Below are 21,663 nucleotides of genomic sequence, written 5' to 3'. Positions count from 1 at the left end.
TAGTGTTCGCCGGGTGGAGACGTTCAAGGGACGCGCGGCGGTCATCACCGGCGGCGCCAGCGGCATAGGTTTCGCCAGCGCACAGGAATTCGCGGGCCGCGGTGCACGCATCATGATCAGTGACATCGACTCGGCGGCGCTCGGCCGTGCGGTCGCGGATCTGCGCGCTGACGGCGTCGACGCCCATGGTGTGGTGTGCGACGTCCGGAAACTCGACGACGTCAACCGGTTGGCCGACGCGGCCTTCGACGTCTTCGGCGACGTGCACCTGGTGTTCAACAACGCCGGTATCGCCTACGCCGGCCCGATCGCGCAGGCCAGCCACGACGACTGGCGGTTCGTCATCGACGTCGACCTGTGGGGCCCGATCCACGGCGTCGAGGCCTTCCTGCCGCGACTGATCGCACAGGAGGCCGACAGTCACATCGCGTTCACGTCCTCGTTCGCCGGGCTGATCCCCAACGTCGGCCTCGGGCCGTACTGCGTGGCCAAGTACGGTGTCGTCGCGCTCGCCGAGACGCTGTCGCGCGAGGTGCGCGGCAACGGAATCGGCGTCACGGTGCTGTGCCCCATGATCGTCGACACCAACCTGCTGGCCAACACGGAACGCGTCCGCAGCTCCGACTACGGGCCGGCAACCCCCTCGACCGCCGACACGGTGCAGCAATTGGCGTCGGATCCCACCGACGATTCCGTGCTCGGTGTGGCCAACGTGGCCCGCCTGACCGCCGATGCGATCGAGGCCAACCGGCTCTATGTCCTGCCGCACAACGCGGCCCGCGGGTCGATTCGGCGCCGCTTCGAGCGCATCGACCGCACTTTCGACGACCAGGCCGCCGAGGGCTGGAACCACTGACCCGAAACCCCCGTCGAGACGACGGTTTCTGACGGAAAACAAGCGGATCTCGTCATAAACCGCAGTCTCGCGAAGCGGCTAGCCCGGGCCGAGTGTCGGCCGGCCGGTCTGCGGGTGGTGGTACCAGCCGCCCGCCGCCTGGGTGCCGCCGTCGACGTGGATCGTCTGTCCGGTGATGTAGCTCGCCAGATCGGATGCGAGAAAGACTGCGGCCCCGGCTATTTCGTCGACGTGACCGGGCCGCCCCATCGGAATGCCCGGGGCGACGTCGGGCCGCAGCCTGCCGCCGGAGATCTGCATCAGACCCTCGGTCAGCGTCAGGTCGGGTGCGATCGCATTCACGCGAATGCCGTACGACGACAACTCGAACGCCGCGGTGTGGGTGTAGTTTACGACGCCGGCCTTGGCCGCGGCGTAGGCGGCGTATCCCGGAGCTGCCCGCACACCCTCGATCGACGTCACGTTGATCACGCTGCCGGTGCTTCGGGCGTCCACGAGCCGGCGGGCGACGCGCTGGGTGCACAGTAGTACATGCCGAAGGTTGGCTCTGTACAGCGCATCCCAGCCGTTCTCGGTGGTCTCCAGCAGCGGTGAGTTGAACACCCCGCCGGCGTTGTTGACCAGGATCGACACCTCGCCGAGTTCGGCGACCGTCTCTTCGAGCGCGGCGTCGACCTGTGCACTGTCCCTTACATCGGTGACGATTCCCAGCGCGCCGACGCTTTCGGCGGTGGCGGCGCAGGTGTCGGGCTCACGCTCCCAGATCGCAACCGACGCCCCGAAGGCCGCAAGGCCTTCGGCGATGCCCTTGCCAATGCCCGCGCCGCCGCCCGTCACGACCGCCACGCGTCCGGTCAGCAGGATGTCGGAGGGATCGATGGCCACGGGTCGAGTCAACCAGTCTTGGTGGTGCGAATGGTCAGCCCCGCCGGCGCGTTTCCGATGACCCCCTGCTGCTCGAGATCGGTGATCTCATCGTCGGAGAGTCCCAGCGCGGTGAGCACTTCGCGGTTGTGCTGTCCCAGCAGCGGTGCCGGCGTGCGATGGAAATTCGGTACCGACGCGATCCGCATGGGTAGTGTGCTGTGCCGGGCCGCGGGGTTGACGGGATGGCCCACGCGCTCGTAGAAGCTCCGGTGCACCACCTGCGGCAGGTCGCCGACGCGGTGCGGCTGCATCACCTTGGCGACCGGTACGCCTGCCGCCCAGAGCGTTTCGACGATCTCGTCGCCGGTGCGGGTGGCGCACCACGTGCTCAGCCGTTCGTCGATCGCATCGTGGTTGCGGCGCCGGCCGTCGACCGTGGCCAACTCTTCGGTGACCCACGCCGGGTGGTCGAGGGCGGCGACCAGACCCGCCCACTGCTCGTCGGTCGCCACCGCGATCGCCACCCAGTCGTCGGGGCGGCCGAACTCGTCGAGTTCACCGGTGCGGTACAGGTTCTGCGGCGCCGCGGTCGGCCCCCGGTTTCCCTGTCGTTGCAGCAGGTTCCCGTACGCCGAGTATTCGATGACCTGTTCGGCGGCGACGTTGAGCGCCGCGTCGACCATCGCCGCCTCGATGCGTACGCCCTCTCCCGTTCGCCGCCGGTGCGCCAGCGCGAGCAGCAGCGCGTTGAGCCCGTGCACGCCGGCGTTCGGGTCGCCGACCGAATAGGGCTCGACCGGGTTCTGGTCGGGATGACCGGTGAGCCAGGTGATTCCGGAGCAGTCCTCGATCACGTAGGCGAACGCCGGCTTGTCGCGCCATGGTCCGTCGAGCCCGAAACCCGGCAAACGCATCATGATCGCGTCGGGCCGCAGACGGTGTACCTCGCCGAAGCCGAGGCCGATCTGGTCGAGCACTCGCGGGGTGTAGTTCTCGACGATCACGTCGCAGGTCTTGATCAACTCGCGCAGGAGTTCGACGCCACGCTCCGAGCGGATGTCGAGAGTGACGCTCTTCTTGTTGGTGTTCAGGCCGGAGAAGATCGGCGAGCGCTCCCACCACTGCTCCTCGGTGACCGGCACGCCGGCGATCAACCGGGTGCCGTCCGGTCGCGCGGTCGACTCGACGTGGATCACCTCGGCGCCGAGCAGCGCCAGCATGTGGGTGCACGACGGCCCGGCCCAGAAGCTCGTCATATCGAGCACGCGAAGGCCCTCGAACGGTGACTGCGCCGAAATAGCATTCCGGGCCGTTACAGCACCCGATTCGCGACCAGGAATGCTATTTCGGCGATACAAGTCGGTGTGCTCGCCGAGGCGGGGCGCGGGCTGCGGAGCGCGAAGCAGCGACGGAGTGGTGCGGTACGGCGGCCCCGGCTGGGTGAAACCGTCGCGCGGATTGGTGACGAACGTCCCGCGCTCGACGAACTGTTCGAAGGCGGTGACGGTGGCGCCGTTTCCGACCGGTGCGTTCGGAATCCGGAACGCGCTCGAGAGCTCGAGGATGTCCTCGACGCGGTTCTCCTGCACCCACTGGTAGATCTGCTCGGCGTGGATGTTGGCCTGTTCGGTGATCGACAGGTCGGCCTGCTCGTCGATCCACTCGTCGTGACCGACCATGGCGCACAGGTCGAACCACTGCTGCGCGGTGCCGCATCCCAACGCCACCAACCCGTCGGCGGCCGACGCCACACCGGGGATCGTCAACCGGCGACGGTCCCGGAACGGCCGACCCAGCGCGTCGTGAAATGAGACCGAATAGTAGGTGAGACAGAGGATTTGGGCTTCGAGCATCGAGACGTCCACCAGCCCCGACGGCAACGCCGTGGTGCCGGCGGCGGCGAACGCGCCGGTGAGCCACTCTCCGATCTGCCCCGCCACGAACACCGGCGCGCGGTCCTGCGCGCCCCTGCCCAATCCGATCACACCGCCCGACCAGGCCTGCACCGTGAACTCGGTGGCGGGCTTGTCCGCCCACGGGCCGTCGAGCCCGAAGAGGGTGATCGCGGTGACGGTCAGTTGCGGATACGCGTCGACGAGCGCCGCGGGCGCGAATTCGTCGAGCGCGGTGATCGTGGACCCACCCGACCACACGACGGCCTCCGCTGACCGCAACAGCCCGCGCAGCAGGTCCAGATCGCCGGCGTTTCGCGGGTCGACGACGACGCTGTGTTTCGAGCACGCCAGGAAGCTGAACAGCGCCCCGTCGCTGCCGGGCTCGATTTGAGCGCCCGATGCCGACCAGGTGCGCAGCGGATCACCGTGCGGTGACTCGACTTTGATCACCGTGGCGCCACCGTCGGCGAGCAGCTTGGTGGCGTACGCCCCGGCGATCCCGCTCGAGAGGTCAACGACGGTGTACTCGTCCAGCGCCGCCACTAGTCCTTCTTCCTGCGGTTCGTCTTGCTCAACCGGAACTCGGGCGGAAAGTTCTCGTCGTTGCCGTTGACGGCGTCGGCGAGGCCCGCATCGATCGCGTCGGCGAGCATGAAGTCATTGCCGTCGGGTCGCGCCATGCCGCCCATCGACTCGAACATCGCGGACAGCAGGCTGCCGAGATATTCGCCTTGGAACTGCTTGACCACCTCGAAGAACATCTTCTGCTGAAAGACGCTGTCTACCGGCCGGTTTCGCGCGCAGGCGTGCGCGTACTTGGCGACCTCGGCTTCGAGCTCGTCTCGCGGCACCACCTTGTTGAGGAAGTTGCACGCCATCATCTCGTCGGCGGTGAACGGCCGCCCCGTGAACACCATCTCCTGAAAAGGCCGCAGGCCCATGGTCATCACCCATGTCCACATCCGCGGACCCCAGCCGAAGTACCGGAACGAGGGATGGCCGAACAGCGCGTCGTCGCTCGAGATCACCAGGTCCGCGTCGGCGCACTGGTAGAAATGCCAGCCGTAGCAGTAGCCCTTGGCTTCGACGATGCTGATCTTCTTGAGCTCCTGCAACGCCCGGTTGCCCGCCGCGACGTTGGCATACCACTGCCCCATCGTCGCGCCGTGCCGGAATGACCCCTTCGGCGGATAGACGACGTTCGGATCGTCCACCCGCAGTTCCGCCAGCCGCTCGTCGTCGTCGCCCGCCATGAACTCGGGCAGGTCCGCGCCGCTGCCGAGATCCTCTCCTAGACCGCGGATCACGACGACCTTCACGTCGTCGTCAACGGTGGCGCTGCGCAACAGGTCGGCGTATCGCAACCGCGCGGCCGACGTCGGCGCGTTCAGATAGTCGGGCCGGTTGAACGTGATCGTCGCGATCTTGGTCGCCGGGTCCTTCTCGTAGAGGACGATTTCCTCAGGGGCGGGCCGACTCCCGGAGTCCGACATCTGTCCTCAACCGATTCCCACGCCCGCACCACTCCAGAACGGGCTGGAGGTCAGCAGTTCAGCCCCGTCGGCGGTGATGTGCACGGCGTCGCGGCTGAAGACAGCACCGACGCCCTGCTGCCAGACGTAGCCGCTCACCGCGAGCACCATGCCGGGTTCGAGCACCTCCTCGGCCACGGTGGCTCGCAGCGCGGGGGTGACGACCGGCGAGTCGTAGCCCAGGCCGAGGCCGTGCGCGACGGGCATCGCGGGCAACGGTTCACCGGCCGCCTCATACGCGGCGAGCAGGTCGCTCGCGGGATAGCCCGGACGACAGGCGCCGATCAGCCTGTCCCACAGGCGGCTCCAGCGGTCGAAGAGCTGTGGCACCTGCGAGCCGTCGACCTCACCGACCGGCCAGGTGCGGCCGACCTCGCCCACGTAGCCGTCGGCCATCACGCCGGCCGAGAACGCGACCAGGTCGCCGTACTCAACTCGGCCATCCGTCCGGGCGCGCCGCCACGGATGGTCCTTGCTGGTTATCCACGCACCGTCCTGGGTGGCCGGAGTGGTGACGCCGCCGGCGGCCATCGCCTCCATGAGTGCGCCCGTCAGCGACTGCTCGGTGACGCCGGGGGCCAGTTCGGCGCGTGCAGCCTCCAACGCGGCATCGGCCACGTCCAACGCGCCGCGCAGTACCGCGATTTCGTCGGGTGTCTTGATCCGGCGCGCCGCCCGCAGCGCGGGTTCGGCGTCGACGATTTCGGCGGTGGGGAAAGCCATCGGCAACAGTTGTGCGAATGTCGGTGTCAGCGAGTCGGTTCCCACGCGTTTGGCGGTGGCGGCACCGGGTAGTGCCTTGAGCACCTCGACGAGCGTCATCGGGTTCCAGGCCAAGCCGTACAGGTGGTCGTGGGGGATCTCGTCGGGAATGCCCTCGTCCCAGGTGCTGTTGAGGTAGATCTCCCCGGTGGACCGAATGATCTCGCAGATCGGCCCGAACGGCCGGGTGCCGGCGACCCAGAGTTGCGGTGCGCCGGTCACGTATCGCACGTTGGCCTGGCGGCCCAGCACCAGAATGTCGATATCGCGGTCGGCCATCTGAGCCAGTGCTCGTTCGCGGCGGCCCCTGCGCAGATGTGCTGCGTCAGGCAGGATTTCAGTGCTCATTTGGCGCCTGTCCGATCCAGTCCGTAGGGGGTGTATGGATAATCGGTGATCGACTGATATCCGTCATCGGTGACCACGATGATCTCCTCGCTCCGATAACCGCCGGTGCCGTCCTCCCATACCACCGGTTCGAGGACCAGCAGCATGCCGGCCGGGAACACGAAGTTGTCGTCGAACTCCTCGCCGAGATCGGTTCCGATCATCGGCATCTCCGCGGCGTTAGTGCCGATGCCGTGACCGAGGTAGAAGTGCGGAAGCCAGGGTTTGGCGCCCGCGTTGGCCGCGATGGCGGCGCGGGCGAGGTCGCCGGACGTCGCGCCCGCCTTGGTGACCGACAGCACCGCGGACAGGATCTCCCACCACTTCTCGAACTGCGCGCGCTGGCGCTCGGACGGCTCATCGCCGACCAGCCAGGTACGACCGAAGTCCGAGCAGTAGCCCTTGTAGGTGATGCTCATGTCCGTCCACAGCACGTCGCCACGTTCGAGTCTGCGTTCGGTGCTCAGCAGCGGCAGCGCGAGGTCACCGGTCGTGGTCCAGACCGATCCGCTGGTCTTCGTCGTGGGCATCACCTGCCAGATCGCCTCGAGCATGTTCGCCGTCGCACCGAGTTCGAAGGCCCGACGGGCGAACTGGCCGGACAGATCGATCTGGCGCACCCCGGGCGCAAGTCCCTTCTGCACGTCCACCATGGCGTCCTCGGTGATGCGGCAGGCTCTTCGTAGACACGAGATCTGGTCGGGGGTCTTGACCAGCTTGGCGGGGCCGACGATCTGCGCCGCATCCGACGGTGGGCCCGACGGGAAAAGCTTGCCCGATGCGCGGCGCATCGCACCGGTCACCTCGTCGACCGCGATCTTGCCGCCTGTGGGCACGAGATCGGCCAGTACCTTGGCGAAACTTTCGACACCCTCGTCGAATTCGAGGTAGAGAGGGCCGTGCACATGGTCGTCGGGCACCTCGCACTGCGCGGTCGAGCCCTCGCGCAGCGGCATGAACAAGTGCGGATGCGGATCGTCGGCGAGCACAATCGCCACCGGCCGTTCCACATGGGACAGGCCGGCGTCGAGCAGCGGCCAGCTCACGCCGGTCGCGTAGACGACGTTGCCGTTGCCGATCAGAACCATTGCGTCGACACCCTTTTCCTTCATCGAGTCGCGCAACCGGACCCCGCACTCGCGGTACATCCGTGCGTGATCAGGAACTTCGGGTATGTCGATCAGCGTCGATTGCGGCGCAAGGGTGGTCACGAGATCCCCAGGAACTTCTTGATATTGGTGCTGACGATCTTGACGGCGTCCTCGGGTCCGACCGCGTCGACGACGGTCTTCAGCGACTTCTCCGAGTACCCGAACGTGGACTCGTTGTGCGGGTAGTCCGACGACCACATGACGTTATCGACGCCGATCTTGTCGATCAGTTCCAGGCCGAGGGGGTCGACCATGAACGACGCGCTCATGTGGTTGTCCCAGTAGTGCCGGACCGGGTGCTCGAGCTGGTGGTTGAGCATGTGCCGGTACGACGCGAGCATGTGCTCGGCGTCCTGCAGCGCGGTTGGCACCCAGGCGATCCCGCCCTCGAACCAGCCGATCTTCAGCTTCGGGTGGCGATCCAGGATGCCGGAGAACACGTACTTGGCGAACTGCTCACGGAACGAGTCGACATTGACCATCATGCCGACGACGACGCTGTTGAACTCGCACGGCGTCTTCGGCGGGGTCTCGCCGATGTGGTGGCTGACCGGCAGGCCCGCGGCCTCGATCTCGTCCCACACCGCGTCCATCGAGGCGGCTCCGTAGTCGTAGATGTTGCCGTCGTCATCCTTGCCGGGATTCAACGGCAGCAGGAACGTCTTGAGGCCCAGCGACTTCAGTTCTTCGAGCGTGCTGCGGGTGCCCTTGGGATCCCACCAGTTGATCAGCCCGACGCCGTAGAAGTGACCCTTGCTGCGCTCCTGCAGATCGGCGATGTGCTCGTTGTAGATGCGGAACACCCGCTCGCGCAAAGCCTTGTCCGGATAGTGGAACAACGCCAGCACGGCGTTGGGGAACGCCAACTCTCTGTCGATGCCGTCCTCTTTGAGCTGCCGGACGCGTGCCTCGATGTTGTTCGTTGCCGCTCCGGCGAGGTCGTCGTACTGCATCAGCACCCGCCCGAAATCGCCGCCGGTCCAGGCCTTGCCCTTCATGCCGACCATGTACGCGCCGTCCTCGTACCAGATGCGCGGCGCGGCGCCCTTAAGCTCCTCGGGGAAGCGGTCGTAGAAGATGTCCTCGGCGACCGAGATGTGGTTGTCGGCCGAGAAGATCTCGGTGCCCGCCGGCAGTCCGAAATCGCCTGTGGCATGGCCCTTGCGGTGCTTGGGTGCGCCGAAACCCTCGGGGGGATAAAGCGTAGCTGTCGGGGTGGACATCGTTGACACTCCAATCGGGCTGTGTGACGGACCTGACTACCAGGTCACCGGAAGTTCGTAGACGCCGTAGGCGAGGCGGTCGTGTTTGAACGGCACCTCGCCGATCGGCACGGCCAGTCGCAACGTCGGGATACGCCGCAGCAGGGTGTGGAACACGATCTGCAGTTCGGCGCGGGCGAGTTGTTGGCCGACGCACTGATGCCTGCCGTAGCCGAAGCCCAACTGCTGGCTGGCGTCGCGGCTGAGATCGAGCTTGTCGGGATCGGGGTAGGCGGTGGCGTCCCAGTTCGCCGGTGCGAGGTCGAGGATGATGCCCTCGCCCGCGCGGATGGTTTCGCCGGCGATCTCGATGTCCTCGACGGCCACCCGACGCTGGCCGTTCTGGATGATCGACAGGTAGCGCATCAACTCCTCGACGGCGTTCGCGATGAACTTTGGGTCATCCGAATCCCGCAGCCGCGCCGCCTGTTCGGGGCTCTCCAGCAGCGCCAGCACTCCGATACCGATCATATTGGCGGTGGTCTCGTGACCGGCGATGAGCAGGCCGGTCCCCAACTGCGCGGCCTCCTTGACACTGATCTCGCCGGCGTTGACGCGCTCGGCGAGGTCGGACACCGCGTCCTCGGAGGGGTTCTCCATCTTGGCCTTGACAAGGTCGCTCAGGTACTTCGCCAGGCTCATCGCACCCTTCTGGCCATCCTCGGCGGATGCGTAACGGGCCAGGCCGACGTTGGCGTGGTGCTGGAAGAACTCATGGTCTTCGTAAGGCACCCCGAGCATCTCGCTGATCACCCGGGTGGGCACCGGCAGCGCCAGGCCAGTGACGATGTCGGCGGGCTGCGGGCCGGCGAGGATGTTGTCGATGCACTCGTCGGTCACCTCCTGGATGGCCGGCCGCAGACCCTCCACCCGCTTGAAGGTGAACGGTTTTGACAACATCCGGCGGAACCGGGTGTGCTCCTCGGCATCGGAGGTGAACACCGAGCGCGGCCGCTTGTACACCGTGGACAGCATGTGCTCGTTCCAGTGCGGGAACCCGTCACGACGATCGTCGACGCTGACCCGCGCATCGGCGAACAGTTCGCGCGCCACCGCATGTCCGGTGATCAGCCAAGGGGTGCTGCCGTCCCAGATCCGAACGCGGGACAGCGGTTTGACCTCGCCCATCCGCAGCATCTGCGGCGGCGGGGCGAACGGGCAGCGGGCGTCGCGCTCCATCGGGTACTCGGGGATATCCGCGGACACGTCGGGGGCGCCGGTCAGGGTGTCGGACATTGGGTGTCTTTCTCATTCCTCGATGTGGATGGCGATTGCAGGGCAGGCCGCGGCCGCCTTGCGGGCGTTCTCGGCTTGGTCTCCCGCCGGGCTGTCGTCGAGCAGGACCACGACGCCGTCGTCGTCGCGTTGGTCGAAGATGTCACCGGCGTTGAGCACGCACTGGCCGGATGACACGCATTTGTCTTGATCGACGGTGATTTTCATTGCGCGGGCCGCTCCGTGATCGGTGCCCGCCACAGTCCGACGATCGCGTCGATCAGACCGGAAGCCACCGAACTCCACGTGGTCCGGGGCATGTCGGCGCCCTCGGCGAAGGCGCGTTCGAAATCGGCGCAGGTGTGCATCATGAGGTTGCGCACCATGATGTTTCGCTCGATGACCACCGCCATCGGCAGATCGGGCAGGCAACGCGTGATGCCGTCGACGACCTGCAGCAGCGAGGGTGAGGCCAACGCGTCCTTGACGACGATCTTCTGATATGCGGGATCGGCCAGCGCCTGTGCGGCGAACCGCGCGTACCACGTCGGGTTCCCGAGCTGGTCGAGATGCTCGGTCAGCGAGCACACCATGCACGCGATCCAGTCTCGTAACTCGGTCGAGTCGTCGATCGCGGCCACCATGCGGGCGAGCAGCCGCTCGATGGAGACGCGGTGCTTCTGCTCGATCGCCCGCACCAGATCGGCCTTGGTGCCGAAGTGGTAGCCGACCGCGGCGTTGTTTCCTTGGCCGGCGGCCTCGCTGACCTGCCGGTTCGACACCGCGTACACACCGTGCTCGGCGAACAGGCGCTCCGCGGCGGCCAAGATCGCTTCCCGCGTGATGCTCGCGCGTTCGGTACGCACACTCCTGGCGGTGGTCACCGTCACAGTCAACCGCCGCAGCATGCTTAAGTCAAGCGACTGATTTAAAGCTCTCACGGTTTCGGTTTGCGAGCCATGACCTTGCCCGCAGTCGTGCCGCCATCGATGGGCAGCACGGTTCCGGTGACATACCGGGAGCGGTCTCCGGCGAGATAGAGCGCGGCCTCGGCGACGTCGTCGACGGTCCCCTCGCGCTTCAGCGGTCGGTCGTTGCGCATCTGCTCACGGATCTTGGCCTCGAACTCCTCGAGGCGCTGCAGGTCCTCCCCTGTCGCCGACTTGCGCACGATCGCGGTCCGGATGTTGCCGGGGGCGAGCGCGTTGACGCGGATCTCGTAGTGCGCGAGCTCGATCGCCGCCGACTTGGTGAACTGGATGACGGCTGCCTTCGACGCTCGGTACGTCATCACGCCACCGCCGGCCTGGATGCCGCCGATCGAGGTCAGGTTGATGATCGACCCGCCACCGTGTCGGGACATGTGCCGGGCCGCATCGCGGGTACCGGCCATGACGGCCAGCACGTTGACGGCCATCACTTGATGGAAGTCGGCCAGATCGTCGTCGAGGAACCTGGGAAACATCTTGCCCGACACGCCCGCGTTGTTGACCATCACCTGCAGGCCGCCGAACTCCTCGACCGCCGTCGTCACCAAGCTTGTCACCTGAGCCACATCGGCGACATCGGTCTGGACGAACCGGACGGCATCCCCGAGGTCGGCGGCCAGCGCGGCGCCGCCGTCGCGATCGATGTCGCCGACGACCACCTTGGCGCCCTCGGCGCAGAACCGCCGCACCAAGCCTTCGCCCAAACCGGAGGCGCCGCCGGTGACGACCGCAACCTTGCCTTCGAGTTCGCCGGTCACCTAACCGCCCCTTCGTGTAAGTCGGCCAGGAAGCCGAGCAGTAGTTCGTTGACCGCGTCAGGCTGCTCGATCTGCGGGCAGTGCCCAGCCGCGTCGATCACCGCCGAACGACCACCGCGGATCTGAGCGGCGATCTCGGCCGCCCATCCGGCGGGCAGCAGTTTGTCGCCGCCGCCCTCGACGACCAGTGTCGGCACGCCGATCCGCTCGTACGCGCGCGCACTGGACGGCAGCGGCGGGGCCTCGAGGCCGGGGCGTCGAAACCGCGCCGCCGCCAATGCCTCCCACGCTCCCGGCGCGATGCTCGCCTCGTAGCGACGCTGCACGTATGCCTCCTCGGCGGGGTAGGAGGGGTCGTAGAAGAGAGCCGTGACGATCCGGCGCATCCCGGCGAGCGTCGCGTCGTAGTCGTAGAGCGCCGCAGAGTGCTCGTTGCGCTGGATCTCGCCGCCTCCGCAGATGGCCACCAGGCTGCGGGCCGGCAGCACAGGCGACTCCGAGGTCGCGTCGACGAACAGGTTCACCGCGCCCATCGAGTTACCCACGAAATGAGCGGACTTCACACCGACGGCCTCGCAGAACCGCGCGATGTGCCGGATCCGCATGCCCCGGCCGTCGTTGAAGTCGACGACCTTGGCCGACTCGCCGAAGCCGAGCATGTCGAGCGCGAGCACGCGGTAGCGGGTGGCGAGCGGGGCAATGTTGTGTTCCCAGCCGATCTCGGCACCGGCGCCGAACTCCCCGCCGTGCAGCAGGATGACCGGATCACCCTGTCCCGCTTCCAGATAGCCGGTGGCGAGCCCGTCGACCAGGATGGATTTGCGCTCGGGCTGCGTCACGCGGTCTCCCGTGCGGTCTTGGCGAAGAAAAGTACCTGGGTGGCGAGCATGTCCAGCTGGTTCTGGGTAGCGTCGTGCACCAACTCCCCTGCCGCGTCGAAGATCTGGTCGGCGGAGTTGATCGCCACTCCGAGCGGAGTCGGCCACGCGCGCAGTGCGTGCCCGATGGACCGCAACTGCGTGAGTGTGCCGACCGCGGCCTGCCAGCCGTATGCGCAACTGATGCATCCCCACGGCGTGTTGTCCAGGTAGACGCGGGGGTCCTCACGCAGATCCTCGATGTAGTCGAGCGCGTTCTTGACCAACCCGGAGATCGCCCCGTGGTACCCGGGCGAGCCCACAACCACGGCGTCGGCGTCACGCAACGCGCTGACCAGTTCGAGCGCGTGCGGCGTGCGCTCCAGTGAGTGCGGAGCGTACATCGGTAAGTCGAGGTCGGGCCCCGCGAACAATCGGGTTCGTCCGCCCTGCCGCTCGACGGCCCCCAGGCAGTAGCGCAGCGCACGTTCGGTCGACGAGTCGGCCCGCAGGGTTCCGCCGAGTCCGACGACGAACGGCCCGCCGCCGGTCCTGATGCTTGCGGTCATTTTCTCCACCTACTACTTGATCGCGATCGGACTGACCGGTGCGCCCACCGCACCGACGACTTTCAAAGGCGGTGCGATCAACTGGAACTCGTAGACGCCGTCGGCGGCGCAGTCGGCCGCGAGGCCGGTGAGGTCCCAGTACTCGCCGAACATGAGGCCCATGTCGCGCAGGCAGATCATATGCATCGGCAGGAAAGTGCCCTCGACTCCGTTGGCCGGGTCGGGGTCCTCGACCATGAGATTGTCGGCGGCGACGGCGGCGACGTCGTGGTCGTGCAGCCACGACGCGCAGGTCCAGTCCAGTCCGGAACCCGGCTCGGCCCCGTCGCCCGTCGACAGGAACCTGGTCCACCAGCCGGTGTGCACGACGACGATGTCCCCGGCGGTGATCGCGACGCCCTGGGCCTTGGCGATGTCGTCGAGTTCGGCCGGCGTCACCGGATTCCCGGGCTCTAAGAAGACGTCGGCGCCGCGGTGGCGTACGACGTCGAGCAGCACGCCGCGCGAGGTGATGCCCTTGGCGTCGACCTTGTCGATGCCACAGTGGAACGCCCCGAAGCTGGTCACCGAGTCCGCCGGGAAGCCGTTGTAGAGCTTGTCCTCGTAGTACACATGCGACAGCGCGTCCCACTGCGTAGCCGCCTGCAGCGGCATCACGATCATGTCATCGTTGAAGCGAAAGGGGTTGTCCGCGAAGAATTCACTGAGTTGGTGGGCGACCGAGTTCCGCAGCCACTGCGGACCGTACTGCGTCAGGGTGTTCGCGTCTCCGCCGTCGACGGTCATCACGTGGGTGGGGTTCGACCGGAACTGGAACGCCCCCTGTGGACCGTTCGACCCGAAGTCACCGCCGAGCGGGATGACCGATCCCTTCTTGACGAGTGAGGCCGCTTCGGCGACCTTCTCGGGGGTGATGAAGTTCAGGGTGCCGAGTTCGTCGTCATCACCCCAGCGGCCCCAGTTGCGCACATCGTCAGCGACACGGCGAAAGTCCTTCATAGTGGCCATCTCTCGCCTCTCATCGTCGTTGCACCGTCCCCGACAGTTCCGTCTCCCCCATCGTGCCGCCGTCGACCCAGATCACCTGGCCGGTCAGGTAACTGGCCGCCCTGCTGTTGAGGAACGTCAGCACGCTGGCCTGCTCCTCGGGACCGGCGGCCCGGCCCAGCGGCGTGCGGAAGGAGTCGAGGAAGCCCTGCCCGTATGCGCTGCGCAACTGATCGAGGATCGGCGTATCGGTCACGCCGGGCGCGGTGCAGTTGATCCGAATCCCCTTGGCGCCCAGCGCCGCGACATGAGTCATGCCGTAGAGGATGACCGCCTCCTTGGACAGTCGGTAGCCGCCGCCGTCGGCGAGGGCTTCGGGATTGCGCTTGCACCAATCGATTCCGGCGGCGACCGAGTCCGTGTCGACGAGACCCATGGTCACGGGCGCGTTCTCCCGGTAGGCCGACGCCGCCAGCGATGATACGTTCGCGATCGCCGACCCGGCCGGCATTCTGGGCACCAGTGCCTCGGTGAACAGCCGGGTGCCGAGAAAGTTGATCGTCACCACGCGCAGCGGATCCTTGATCCCCGATGACACACCGGCGACGTTGAACAGCGCGTCGACCCGGTCGCCGACGGCGTCGGCCGCCCGCTCGACCGACTCCGGATCCGAGAGATCGAGCGAGATGAACTGCCCCAATTCAGCGCTGGGCGGCTTGACGTCGAGCCCGATCACCTCGGCGCCGAAGTCGGCGACCTGCCGGGCGACGTGCGCACCGATGCCCGAAGCGCATCCGGTGACGACCACGCGGCGCCCGTCATAGCGCCACAGTTCGTCAGTTACGCCCATGGCTCATATCGTGTCGGCACCGGTCATTTGGGGCTCCTCGCGTCCGCCTCCGGGTTGCGGCTCGTCCACCCCTCTCCTGACTTCAGCTTCGCCGCCGCCGCCTCGATGCCCGCGTTCATCTCATCCATCGCCAGCGACACCTCGTTGGCGGTGTAGTTCTGGCGGCCCGTCGGCAGACCGCCGAACGCGTAGCTCTCGTCGAAGACGGGGGCCTGCGACGCCGGTCGGCGCGCTTCCACCTTCTCGATGATCGGCTCGAGGCGCTTGGCCTTCTCCGCTCGCGCCTTCTCGTCGCGCTCGATGAACTCCGGCAGCACCTCCTTGCCCATCAGCTCGATGGACTCCATCGTCTCTTCGTGACGACGGGGTGTCAGCAGCAGGATCAGTTCGTCGATACCGCTTTCCTCGTAGCCGCGCAAGAACTCGCGCACCGTGGCCGGGCTTCCAATCGGGCCGCGGCCCGGTCCGTACACGACGCTGGGATCCTTCTCGATCTCCTCGAGGTGGCGCTTCCACACTCCGGTCCGGCCCGGTGTGTGCATACCGGTCATGTAGTAGTGCATGATGCCGAACGCGAAGAAACCGCCGCCCATGCCGAGACGTTCGACGGCCTGTTCGTCGGTGGGAGCCACCATCATCGACAGGTCACCGCCGATGGCGAGGATGTTCGGGTTCATCTGCGGCGTCACCGGAGCACCGTTCTCCTCGAACTCCTTGTAATAGCCGTTCACCCGCTCGGTCAGAGGACCCGGGCCGGTGTAGGCGAAACTCAATGCGCCGAGACCCTTTTGAGCCGCCATGGCGACCGATGCGGGTCGGGTGCAGGCTACCCACACGGGCGGGTGCGGCTTCTGCAGCGGCTTGGGCACGACGTTGCGCGGCGGCATCTCGATGTGCTGGCCCTTGAAACCGCTGAACGGCTCCTCGGTCATACAGCGGATCGAAACCTCCAGCGCCTCTTCCCACATCGCCCGCTTGTCGGCCGGATCGACGCCGAAGCCGCCCAGTTCGCCGACCGACGACGACTCACCGGTGCCGAACTCCACCCGGCCGTTGGAGACCAGGTCGAGGGTCGCGACCCGCTCGGCGACGCGGGCGGGGTGGTTGACGACCGGTGGAAGATGCATGATGCCGAAGCCGAGGCGGATGTTCTCGGTGCGCTGGCTGGCCGCGGACAGGAAAATCTCGGGCGCGGTCGAGTGACAATACTCCTCGAGGAAGTGGTGTTCGGTCAGCCATACGGTCGAGAAGCCGGCCTTGTCGGCAAGCTCCACCTCGTCGAGGCCGTCCTGGAAAAGCTTGTGCTCGTCGTCTTCGCTCCACGGCCTCGGCAGCGGGAACTCGTAGAACAGCGAGATTTTCATTTCGTTACCTTTCGGTGTTTATCGACGGTCGAATCGGTATTAGCGCCGGCCTGAACACCAGAACCGGACAGCTTCTCGGCGATGTGCTTGGCCGCGACATAGCCGAAAGTCATTGCTGGGCCGATGGTGGCACCCGCGCCCGCGTAGCTGCGGCCCATCACCGCCGCCGACGTGTTGCCCACTGCGTACAGGCCTTCGATGACGCCGTCCCCGGCGCGCAGCACCCGGGCGTGTTCGTCGGTGCGCAAGCCCCCGGAGGTGCCGAGGTCGCCGAGGATGATCTGGAACGCGTAGTACGGCGGGTTGCCCAGCGGATGCAGGTTCGGGTTCGGCAGCGTCGGGTCGCCGTAGTAGTTGTCGTAGGCGGACTCACCGCGGTTGAAGTCGTCGTCGTGACCGCTGCGTGCCAGCTCGTTGAAGCGCTCGGCGGTCTGGCGCAGTTGCGCCGGCGGGACTCCGATCTTGGTCGCGAGTTCCTCGAAGCTGCTCCCTTCGTGCACGACACCGGATTCCAGCCACGCTCTGGGCACCTTCTGACCGGTCGGCACGGGCGCGAACGGAATCTTCGGGATTGGCAGGTGCCCGGCAACCACATACCGGTGAAAGGACCGGATGTCGGTGATCAACCAACATGGAATATGCGTGACGCCGGCGTTCTGGCCGTCGATCATCGCGTGCGCGAAATCCATGTAGGGAGCAGCCTCGTTGATGAACCGCTTGCCGTCACCGTTGACGACGAACTGCGACGGCATCATGCGTTCGTTGAGCATGAACTGCAGCCGGCCGTCGGGCCAGCAGATCGCGGGGAACCACCACGCCTCGTCCAGCAGATCGGTGGATCCGCCCACCTTCTGCCCGGCGCGGATCGCGTCGCCCATGGCTGCAGGGTTGCCGAAGCTCCAATCTTTTTCGAGCACCGGCAGATGCTGTCGGCGCCACTCCATGTCATGGTCGAAACCGCCCGCGGCCAGAATCACTCCGTGCCGGGCCCCAATCCGCTGCTGGTCGCCGTCGCGCTCCACCACCGCGCCGGTCACAGCTCCGTCAGCGTCGGTGATCAGCTCGGTCATCGGCGAGCTGAGCCACAGCGGGATGTCTTGCTGTTTGAGCGCCAACCTCATCCGCGCTGCGAGCGACTGCCCGATGGCGGCCATCCGATCGCCGAACACCCGCGCCCGGAACATCCGCCAGATCAACTTGACCAGCACGGCTTTACCGCGCCAGTTCTGGCGGACTTGGTAGAACAGTCGAAGATCCTTCGGCGCGAACCAGATTCCCTTCGGCGCTAGGGCGAGCGGCTGCAGCAGGTGCTGCTCATCGTCGCCCAGCTTGCGCAGGTCGATGGCGGGCACGTTGATCGTGGAGCCCTGCTCGGATCCGCCGGGCAACTCGGGGTAGTAGTCGGCGTAGCCGGGCTTCCAGACGAATTCGAACCACGGGCTGAGCTTTTCGAGGAACTCCATCATCTGCGGCGCGGTCTCGACGTACTGCCGCAACCGGGCGTCGCTCACGAGGCCGCCGGTGATGCGGCGCAAGTACTGCACGACGCCGTCGGGGTCTGGGACGTAACCGGCCTTGCGCTGCGCCGGCGCGCCCGGCACCCAGATACCGCCACCGGACAACGCCGTGGAGCCGCCAAAGCACGGCGACTTCTCCACGATGAGCGTGTCGAAACCGAACGCGTCGGCGGCCAGCGCCGCGGTCATCCCGCCGCCACCGGAGCCGACGACGAGCACGTCGACGGTGTGGTCGAACTTGTCAAACATCCAGTACCGCCGTCCTGATCGCGAAGCCTGCGATCAACTCGGGCGCCGCCCGATAGAACCGCTGCTCGGTCCGATACCGGCCGTGTGCCGCAAGCGCGCCGAAAGCCGCTATCCACGTGCGCACTTCGTGTGCGGAGTGGCCGGCCTCCCGCTCGATCCATTCGTTCGACCAGCCATCCACCTCGGCAAGCCGGTTGCCGTCGATCAGCTCGAGGAACGCCGCGTCCCAATCCGGGTTCAGCGGCTGCAACGGGCTCTCGCCGTGCGCGAACGCCTGCGCAGCGTCCATCACCGCAAGCTGACGGGCCTGCCGCTGCTCCGGTGTCATCGGCACGCCGTGCACGATTCGTTCGAGTGCCGCGGGCGGGGCGGTGGCCAGCGTCGGCACCGGTGGATCATGCGACAGACCACCGGATCCGACGACGAGCACCCGCTTGCCGAGCGTCGCAAGGAAAGTGCCGACCGCGGCGCCGAGCGCGCGCACGCGGCGTACCGGTCCGAGCGGGGTGGCCACCGAGTTGACGAAGACGGGTATCACCGGTCGCGCCGTCGCATCGCCGAACAGGCTCTGCAGCGGCTGCACCGTACCGTGGTCGACGTCCATGCTCGCCGAGACCGCGACGTCGATGCCCGACTCGAGAACCGCTCGGGCGCAGTCGGTCGCGATGGCTTCGGGCACATTCAGCGGTCCTGCGTGGCTGCCGTAGTCCCCGACGCCCTGAGCGGCCGTACCGATGCAGAACGGCGGCATCGTGCGGTAGAAGAACCCGTTGTAGTGGTCCGGGGAGAAGATGACGACGAGTTCCGGGTCGTAGTCGGAGACGAACCGGCGTGCCTCGGCCAGTGCGGCCTCGATGTCGTCAAGGAGTTCCCGTGACGGTCCCGGAAGGTTCAGTAGCGGGCTGTGCGACGTGCAGCACAGGGCCAGTGTGCCCATGAGAACCGGAGCCTCCTCCCTGCGTGAGACAAAGGACGTCGAAGAGCGACTCGCTCAGTTCGGCGGCGCGCTGGGCGATGCAGGCGCCGGCGATGCAGCGGTCGGGACGCAAGAACAGCACCGAGTCGGTGTAGGTGTCGAACCAGGATTTCAAAGCGCCGGTCTTGTCGCCGACGACCACCACATCGGCGTCGTCGTGGCCCGGCCAGTGCAACTGTGTCATCGGGCGCGCCTCGATGAACTCCGCGCCCAACGCCTTCCACCGGCTGAATGCCTTGTCGCCGAGGATCGCCCGCAGGTTGTTGCTCCAGCACAGCACCGCGAAGCCCGGCCCCAGCACCTCGTCGAGCAACACGTTCTGCTCGACCCGCGTGTCGACCCGGGGTTGGATGAACAGCGTGCCGGTGGGTGAGATCGAGTCTGCGGCACCGGCTTCCGGTGCGGAATGGAACACCGCGCCCTGCTGATAGCGTGGCATGGGCTTGAACCGCATCTCGAGCACATAACGCTTCAGCGAGGGCACCACCGACGCGGCGTGGATGACCCGGTCGCGCAAGGCGGCCACCCGCCGGTTCGTCGGCGAGATCACGCGGCCAACCATTGTGGACAGGTCGATCATCGCGCGGGCGTGCTTGCGGCGCTCGACGTCGTAGGTGTCCAGCAGCGCGTCCTCGGCCTGTCCGGTCACCACGGCGGCGAGTTTCCAGCCGAGGTTGGCCGCGTCACGAATACCGCTGTTGTATCCCTGCCCCTGCCACACCGGCATCAGATGGGCGGCGTCGCCGGCCAACAGCAGTCGGCCCTTGCGAAACGAGCCGGCGATGCGCGAATGATGCGTGTACACCCGGTGGCGGATCATGTCGACCTGCTCGGGATGCGGAACCCGTTGCGCGAGCATCTTCCTGACGAACGCCGGATCGTCGGCCTGTTCGTCGGTCTCGTCCGGGTGGATCAGGAACTCGAAGCGGCGGATGCCGTGGGCGATCGATATCGACACGTAGGGTCGCACCGGGTCCGCGCCGACCTCGCTGTTCGGGTGGCCGAGCGGGTCGTTGGCGACGTCGACCACCAGCCAGCGGGTGGAGGACGTCGTGCCGTCGAACGACACACCCATCAGCCGCCGGGTGGCGCTCCTGCCGCCGTCGCAGCCAACGACGTAGCTGGCCGTGACGGAGCATTTGCCGTCGCCGAACTGGACCGTCACCGCGTCGTCGGTCTCGGCACAGGATTCCATGCGGCATCCGAACCGCACCTCTACGTGGTCGAATCGGTCCAGGCCGCCGAACAATTCGCCGTCGACCATCGGCTGCACGAAGCCGTTGCGTTTGGGCCAGCCGAATCGGGCGTCCGGCGGCGCCATCTCGGCGAGCAGTCGTTGCTTGGCGTCGAAGAACCGAAGGATCTGGTTGGGCACGGTGTGCGGCAGCACCCGGTCGATTAGGCCGATGGACTGGAATGTCCGCAGCGCCTCGTCGTCGAGGCCGACCCCGCGGGGATAGTCGATGAGCGTGTCGCGCTCCTCGACGACAAGGGTCCGAACCCCATGCAGGCCAAGGATGTTGGCCAGCGTCAGGCCTGACGGGCCCGCACCGACGATGACGACGTCGACCTGCTCGGTCATGGTTACCGCCCCAGCAGGAAATCGAGGTGCAGGCGATTGAACGTCTTGGGGTCCTCGTACTGCGGCCAGTGACCGCAGCGGGGCATCACCTCGAAGCGTGCACCGGGAATCATCGAGGCGATGCGCCGCCCCTCGGTGACGTCCGCCGTGGGATCGTCACTGGTCCACACCACCAACGTCGGCGCGGTGATCGCCCCGTACTCCGCCGGCCCGAGCAGATTGCGTGCCCGGATGTCCGGATCCTGCAGCGCCATGATGTCGCGCATCGCCGACACGAAGCCGGGTTGCCGGTATACCCGCTGCCTGCTCGCGACGATGTCGTCGTAATCCTTTGACTTGTCGGCCATCAACCACTTGATGCGGGCCTGGACCGTCTCCCAGGTCGGGTCTTCGGCAGCGGCCATGGACAAGGTGATGATCCGCTTCATCACCTCGGGATCGGCCTGTGAACCGCCCGCTGTGTTGAGGACCAATCGGTCCACGCGCCCGGGGTGGTCGACCGCCGCTCGGGCGGCGACCCAGCCGCCGAGCGACTCCCCGCTGATGTGCGCGCGATCTGCGCCGACCGCGTCGAGAAACGCCATCAGGTGGTCGACGTAGTGGCGCACTTCCAGCGGGTGGCCGGGTTTGTCGGTGTAGCCGTGGCCGAGCATGTCGATCGACCAGACCGAGAAGTCCTCAGCGTGCGCTTCGAGGTTGCGCACGTATGCCTCCGCATGCCCGCCGGAGCCGTGCAGGAAGACGAGCACCGGCTTGTCGGCGTCCCCGGCGTGCAGATACCGGGTCCGAACGCCGCCGGCGTCGAGGTAGCCCTGCGAGAATGCGACGCCTTGGAGATCGCTCCAGACGCTCTCGAACTCCGTTGCCGCGGAACGACCGTCGGCCGCGGCCGACGCACGAGGCTCCGACACCCTCACCCTCTCTTGAGTGCGAGAACCGAATTCTCGCGATTTGTAAGCACTCTGCTCATTTATCGCACACCCATGTGCACTATAGTCAGAGCATCACTCTCGTGGCTGGTCAATGTCAAGGGAAGTC

The 21,663-nt window shown here is 66.7% G+C and carries 20 protein-coding genes; 1 reads left to right on the top strand and 19 read right to left on the bottom strand.

All coding sequences use genetic code 11. From position 1 onward, the window contains the following. Positions 1–13 precede the first annotated feature (13 nt). Entirely contained in the window at positions 14–856 is an 843-nt protein-coding gene (locus QGN32_RS19405) for an SDR family NAD(P)-dependent oxidoreductase (RefSeq protein ID WP_326545904.1), read from the top strand. A gap of 78 nt (positions 857–934) precedes the next feature. Here QGN32_RS19405 and QGN32_RS19400 read toward each other — a convergent pair whose 3' ends face one another. Genes QGN32_RS19400 through QGN32_RS19310 form a run of 19 tightly spaced genes read right to left on the bottom strand, consistent with a single transcriptional unit; the run spans position 935 to position 21,536 of the window. Next, entirely contained in the window at positions 935–1,741 is an 807-nt protein-coding gene (locus QGN32_RS19400) for an SDR family NAD(P)-dependent oxidoreductase (protein WP_326545903.1), read from the bottom strand. Positions 1,742–1,749: 8 nt separating this feature from the next. Next, positions 1,750–4,161: a CaiB/BaiF CoA-transferase family protein gene (locus QGN32_RS19395; protein ID WP_326545902.1), complete on the bottom strand. Its 2,412-nt coding sequence runs from the start codon at positions 4,159–4,161 to the stop codon at positions 1,750–1,752. Then, positions 4,161–5,111, bottom strand: coding sequence for an enoyl-CoA hydratase/isomerase family protein (locus QGN32_RS19390; protein ID WP_326545901.1), 951 nt, complete (start codon positions 5,109–5,111; stop codon positions 4,161–4,163). The genes QGN32_RS19395 and QGN32_RS19390 overlap by 1 nt, the downstream gene beginning before the upstream one ends. 6 nt (positions 5,112–5,117) lie before the next feature. Next, the gene (locus QGN32_RS19385) at positions 5,118–6,260 is read right to left on the bottom strand and encodes a M24 family metallopeptidase (protein WP_326545900.1); all 1,143 of its coding nucleotides are present in this window, start codon (positions 6,258–6,260) and stop codon (positions 5,118–5,120) included. After that, positions 6,257–7,447, bottom strand: coding sequence for a M24 family metallopeptidase (locus QGN32_RS19380; protein WP_326549159.1), 1,191 nt, complete (start codon positions 7,445–7,447; stop codon positions 6,257–6,259). The genes QGN32_RS19385 and QGN32_RS19380 overlap by 4 nt, the downstream gene beginning before the upstream one ends. A gap of 59 nt (positions 7,448–7,506) precedes the next feature. Beyond that, entirely contained in the window at positions 7,507–8,673 is a 1,167-nt protein-coding gene (locus QGN32_RS19375) for an amidohydrolase family protein (RefSeq protein ID WP_326545899.1), read from the bottom strand. 36 nt (positions 8,674–8,709) lie between these two features. After that, positions 8,710–9,948: a cytochrome P450 gene (locus tag QGN32_RS19370; RefSeq protein ID WP_326545898.1), complete on the bottom strand. Its 1,239-nt coding sequence runs from the start codon at positions 9,946–9,948 to the stop codon at positions 8,710–8,712. A 12-nt stretch (positions 9,949–9,960) separates the two neighbouring features. After that, a complete protein-coding gene (locus tag QGN32_RS19365; RefSeq protein ID WP_326545897.1) occupies positions 9,961–10,155 on the bottom strand; it encodes a ferredoxin in 195 nt (64 codons plus the stop codon). Continuing rightward, positions 10,152–10,835: a TetR/AcrR family transcriptional regulator gene (locus QGN32_RS19360; protein ID WP_326545896.1), complete on the bottom strand. Its 684-nt coding sequence runs from the start codon at positions 10,833–10,835 to the stop codon at positions 10,152–10,154. The genes QGN32_RS19365 and QGN32_RS19360 overlap by 4 nt, the downstream gene beginning before the upstream one ends. Positions 10,836–10,864: 29 nt before the next feature. Further along, positions 10,865–11,674, bottom strand: a complete 810-nt coding sequence (locus QGN32_RS19355; protein ID WP_326545895.1) for an SDR family NAD(P)-dependent oxidoreductase — start codon at positions 11,672–11,674, stop codon at positions 10,865–10,867. Beyond that, entirely contained in the window at positions 11,671–12,513 is an 843-nt protein-coding gene (locus QGN32_RS19350; RefSeq protein ID WP_326545894.1) for an alpha/beta fold hydrolase, read from the bottom strand. The genes QGN32_RS19355 and QGN32_RS19350 overlap by 4 nt, the downstream gene beginning before the upstream one ends. Beyond that, complete coding sequence (locus tag QGN32_RS19345; RefSeq protein ID WP_326545893.1) at positions 12,510–13,100, bottom strand: NADPH-dependent FMN reductase; 591 nt, start codon at positions 13,098–13,100, stop codon at positions 12,510–12,512. The genes QGN32_RS19350 and QGN32_RS19345 overlap by 4 nt, the downstream gene beginning before the upstream one ends. Before the next feature lie 12 nt (positions 13,101–13,112). Further along, on the bottom strand, positions 13,113–14,108 hold the full coding sequence (locus QGN32_RS19340; protein ID WP_326545892.1) for a cyclase family protein: 996 nt from the start codon (positions 14,106–14,108) through the stop codon (positions 13,113–13,115). 10 nt (positions 14,109–14,118) lie between these two features. Beyond that, positions 14,119–14,937: a coniferyl-alcohol dehydrogenase gene (locus QGN32_RS19335; protein ID WP_326545891.1), complete on the bottom strand. Its 819-nt coding sequence runs from the start codon at positions 14,935–14,937 to the stop codon at positions 14,119–14,121. A gap of 23 nt (positions 14,938–14,960) precedes the next feature. Next, positions 14,961–16,301 carry an LLM class flavin-dependent oxidoreductase gene (locus QGN32_RS19330; RefSeq protein WP_326545890.1) on the bottom strand — a complete coding sequence of 447 codons (1,341 nt, stop codon included), beginning with the start codon at positions 16,299–16,301 and terminating at the stop codon, positions 14,961–14,963. Continuing rightward, a complete protein-coding gene (locus QGN32_RS19325) occupies positions 16,298–18,067 on the bottom strand; it encodes an FAD-binding protein (RefSeq protein ID WP_326545889.1) in 1,770 nt (589 codons plus the stop codon). Before QGN32_RS19325 ends, QGN32_RS19330 begins: the two co-directional genes overlap by 4 nt. Next, positions 18,060–19,004, bottom strand: coding sequence for a 3-carboxyethylcatechol 2,3-dioxygenase (locus tag QGN32_RS19320; protein WP_326545888.1), 945 nt, complete (start codon positions 19,002–19,004; stop codon positions 18,060–18,062). Before QGN32_RS19320 ends, QGN32_RS19325 begins: the two co-directional genes overlap by 8 nt. Further along, on the bottom strand, positions 18,928–20,625 hold the full coding sequence (locus QGN32_RS19315; protein WP_326545887.1) for a bifunctional 3-(3-hydroxy-phenyl)propionate/3-hydroxycinnamic acid hydroxylase: 1,698 nt from the start codon (positions 20,623–20,625) through the stop codon (positions 18,928–18,930). Before QGN32_RS19315 ends, QGN32_RS19320 begins: the two co-directional genes overlap by 77 nt. Positions 20,626–20,627: 2 nt before the next feature. After that, positions 20,628–21,536: an alpha/beta fold hydrolase gene (locus QGN32_RS19310; RefSeq protein WP_326545886.1), complete on the bottom strand. Its 909-nt coding sequence runs from the start codon at positions 21,534–21,536 to the stop codon at positions 20,628–20,630. Positions 21,537–21,663: the final 127 nt, after the last annotated feature.

This window comes from Mycolicibacterium sp. ND9-15, from assembly GCF_035918395.1.
In the GTDB taxonomy this organism is placed as follows: Bacteria; Actinomycetota; Actinomycetes; order Mycobacteriales; family Mycobacteriaceae; genus Mycobacterium.
Note: the sequence above shows the minus strand (reverse complement) of the source record. Positions and strands in the feature narration are given on the sequence as shown.

Bases quoted from the DNA above. Each gene is read 5' to 3' on its own strand.
- QGN32_RS19390 (WP_326545901.1), bottom strand. From the start codon at position 5,111: ATGTCGGACTCCGGGAGTCGGCCCGCCCCTGAGGAAATCGTCCTCTAC.
- QGN32_RS19385 (WP_326545900.1), bottom strand. From the start codon at position 6,260: ATGAGCACTGAAATCCTGCCTGACGCAGCACATCTGCGCAGGGGCCGC.
- QGN32_RS19380 (WP_326549159.1), bottom strand. From the start codon at position 7,447: ATGTACCGCGAGTGCGGGGTCCGGTTGCGCGACTCGATGAAGGAAAAG.
- QGN32_RS19375 (WP_326545899.1), bottom strand. From the start codon at position 8,673: ATGTCCACCCCGACAGCTACGCTTTATCCCCCCGAGGGTTTCGGCGCA.
- QGN32_RS19370 (WP_326545898.1), bottom strand. From the start codon at position 9,948: ATGTCCGACACCCTGACCGGCGCCCCCGACGTGTCCGCGGATATCCCC.
- QGN32_RS19365 (WP_326545897.1), bottom strand. From the start codon at position 10,155: ATGAAAATCACCGTCGATCAAGACAAATGCGTGTCATCCGGCCAGTGC.
- QGN32_RS19360 (WP_326545896.1), bottom strand. From the start codon at position 10,835: ATGCTGCGGCGGTTGACTGTGACGGTGACCACCGCCAGGAGTGTGCGT.
- QGN32_RS19345 (WP_326545893.1), bottom strand. From the start codon at position 13,100: ATGACCGCAAGCATCAGGACCGGCGGCGGGCCGTTCGTCGTCGGACTC.
- QGN32_RS19340 (WP_326545892.1), bottom strand. From the start codon at position 14,108: ATGGCCACTATGAAGGACTTTCGCCGTGTCGCTGACGATGTGCGCAAC.
- QGN32_RS19335 (WP_326545891.1), bottom strand. From the start codon at position 14,937: ATGGGCGTAACTGACGAACTGTGGCGCTATGACGGGCGCCGCGTGGTC.
- QGN32_RS19330 (WP_326545890.1), bottom strand. From the start codon at position 16,301: ATGAAAATCTCGCTGTTCTACGAGTTCCCGCTGCCGAGGCCGTGGAGC.
- QGN32_RS19325 (WP_326545889.1), bottom strand. From the start codon at position 18,067: ATGTTTGACAAGTTCGACCACACCGTCGACGTGCTCGTCGTCGGCTCC.
- QGN32_RS19320 (WP_326545888.1), bottom strand. From the start codon at position 19,004: ATGGGCACACTGGCCCTGTGCTGCACGTCGCACAGCCCGCTACTGAAC.
- QGN32_RS19315 (WP_326545887.1), bottom strand. From the start codon at position 20,625: ATGACCGAGCAGGTCGACGTCGTCATCGTCGGTGCGGGCCCGTCAGGC.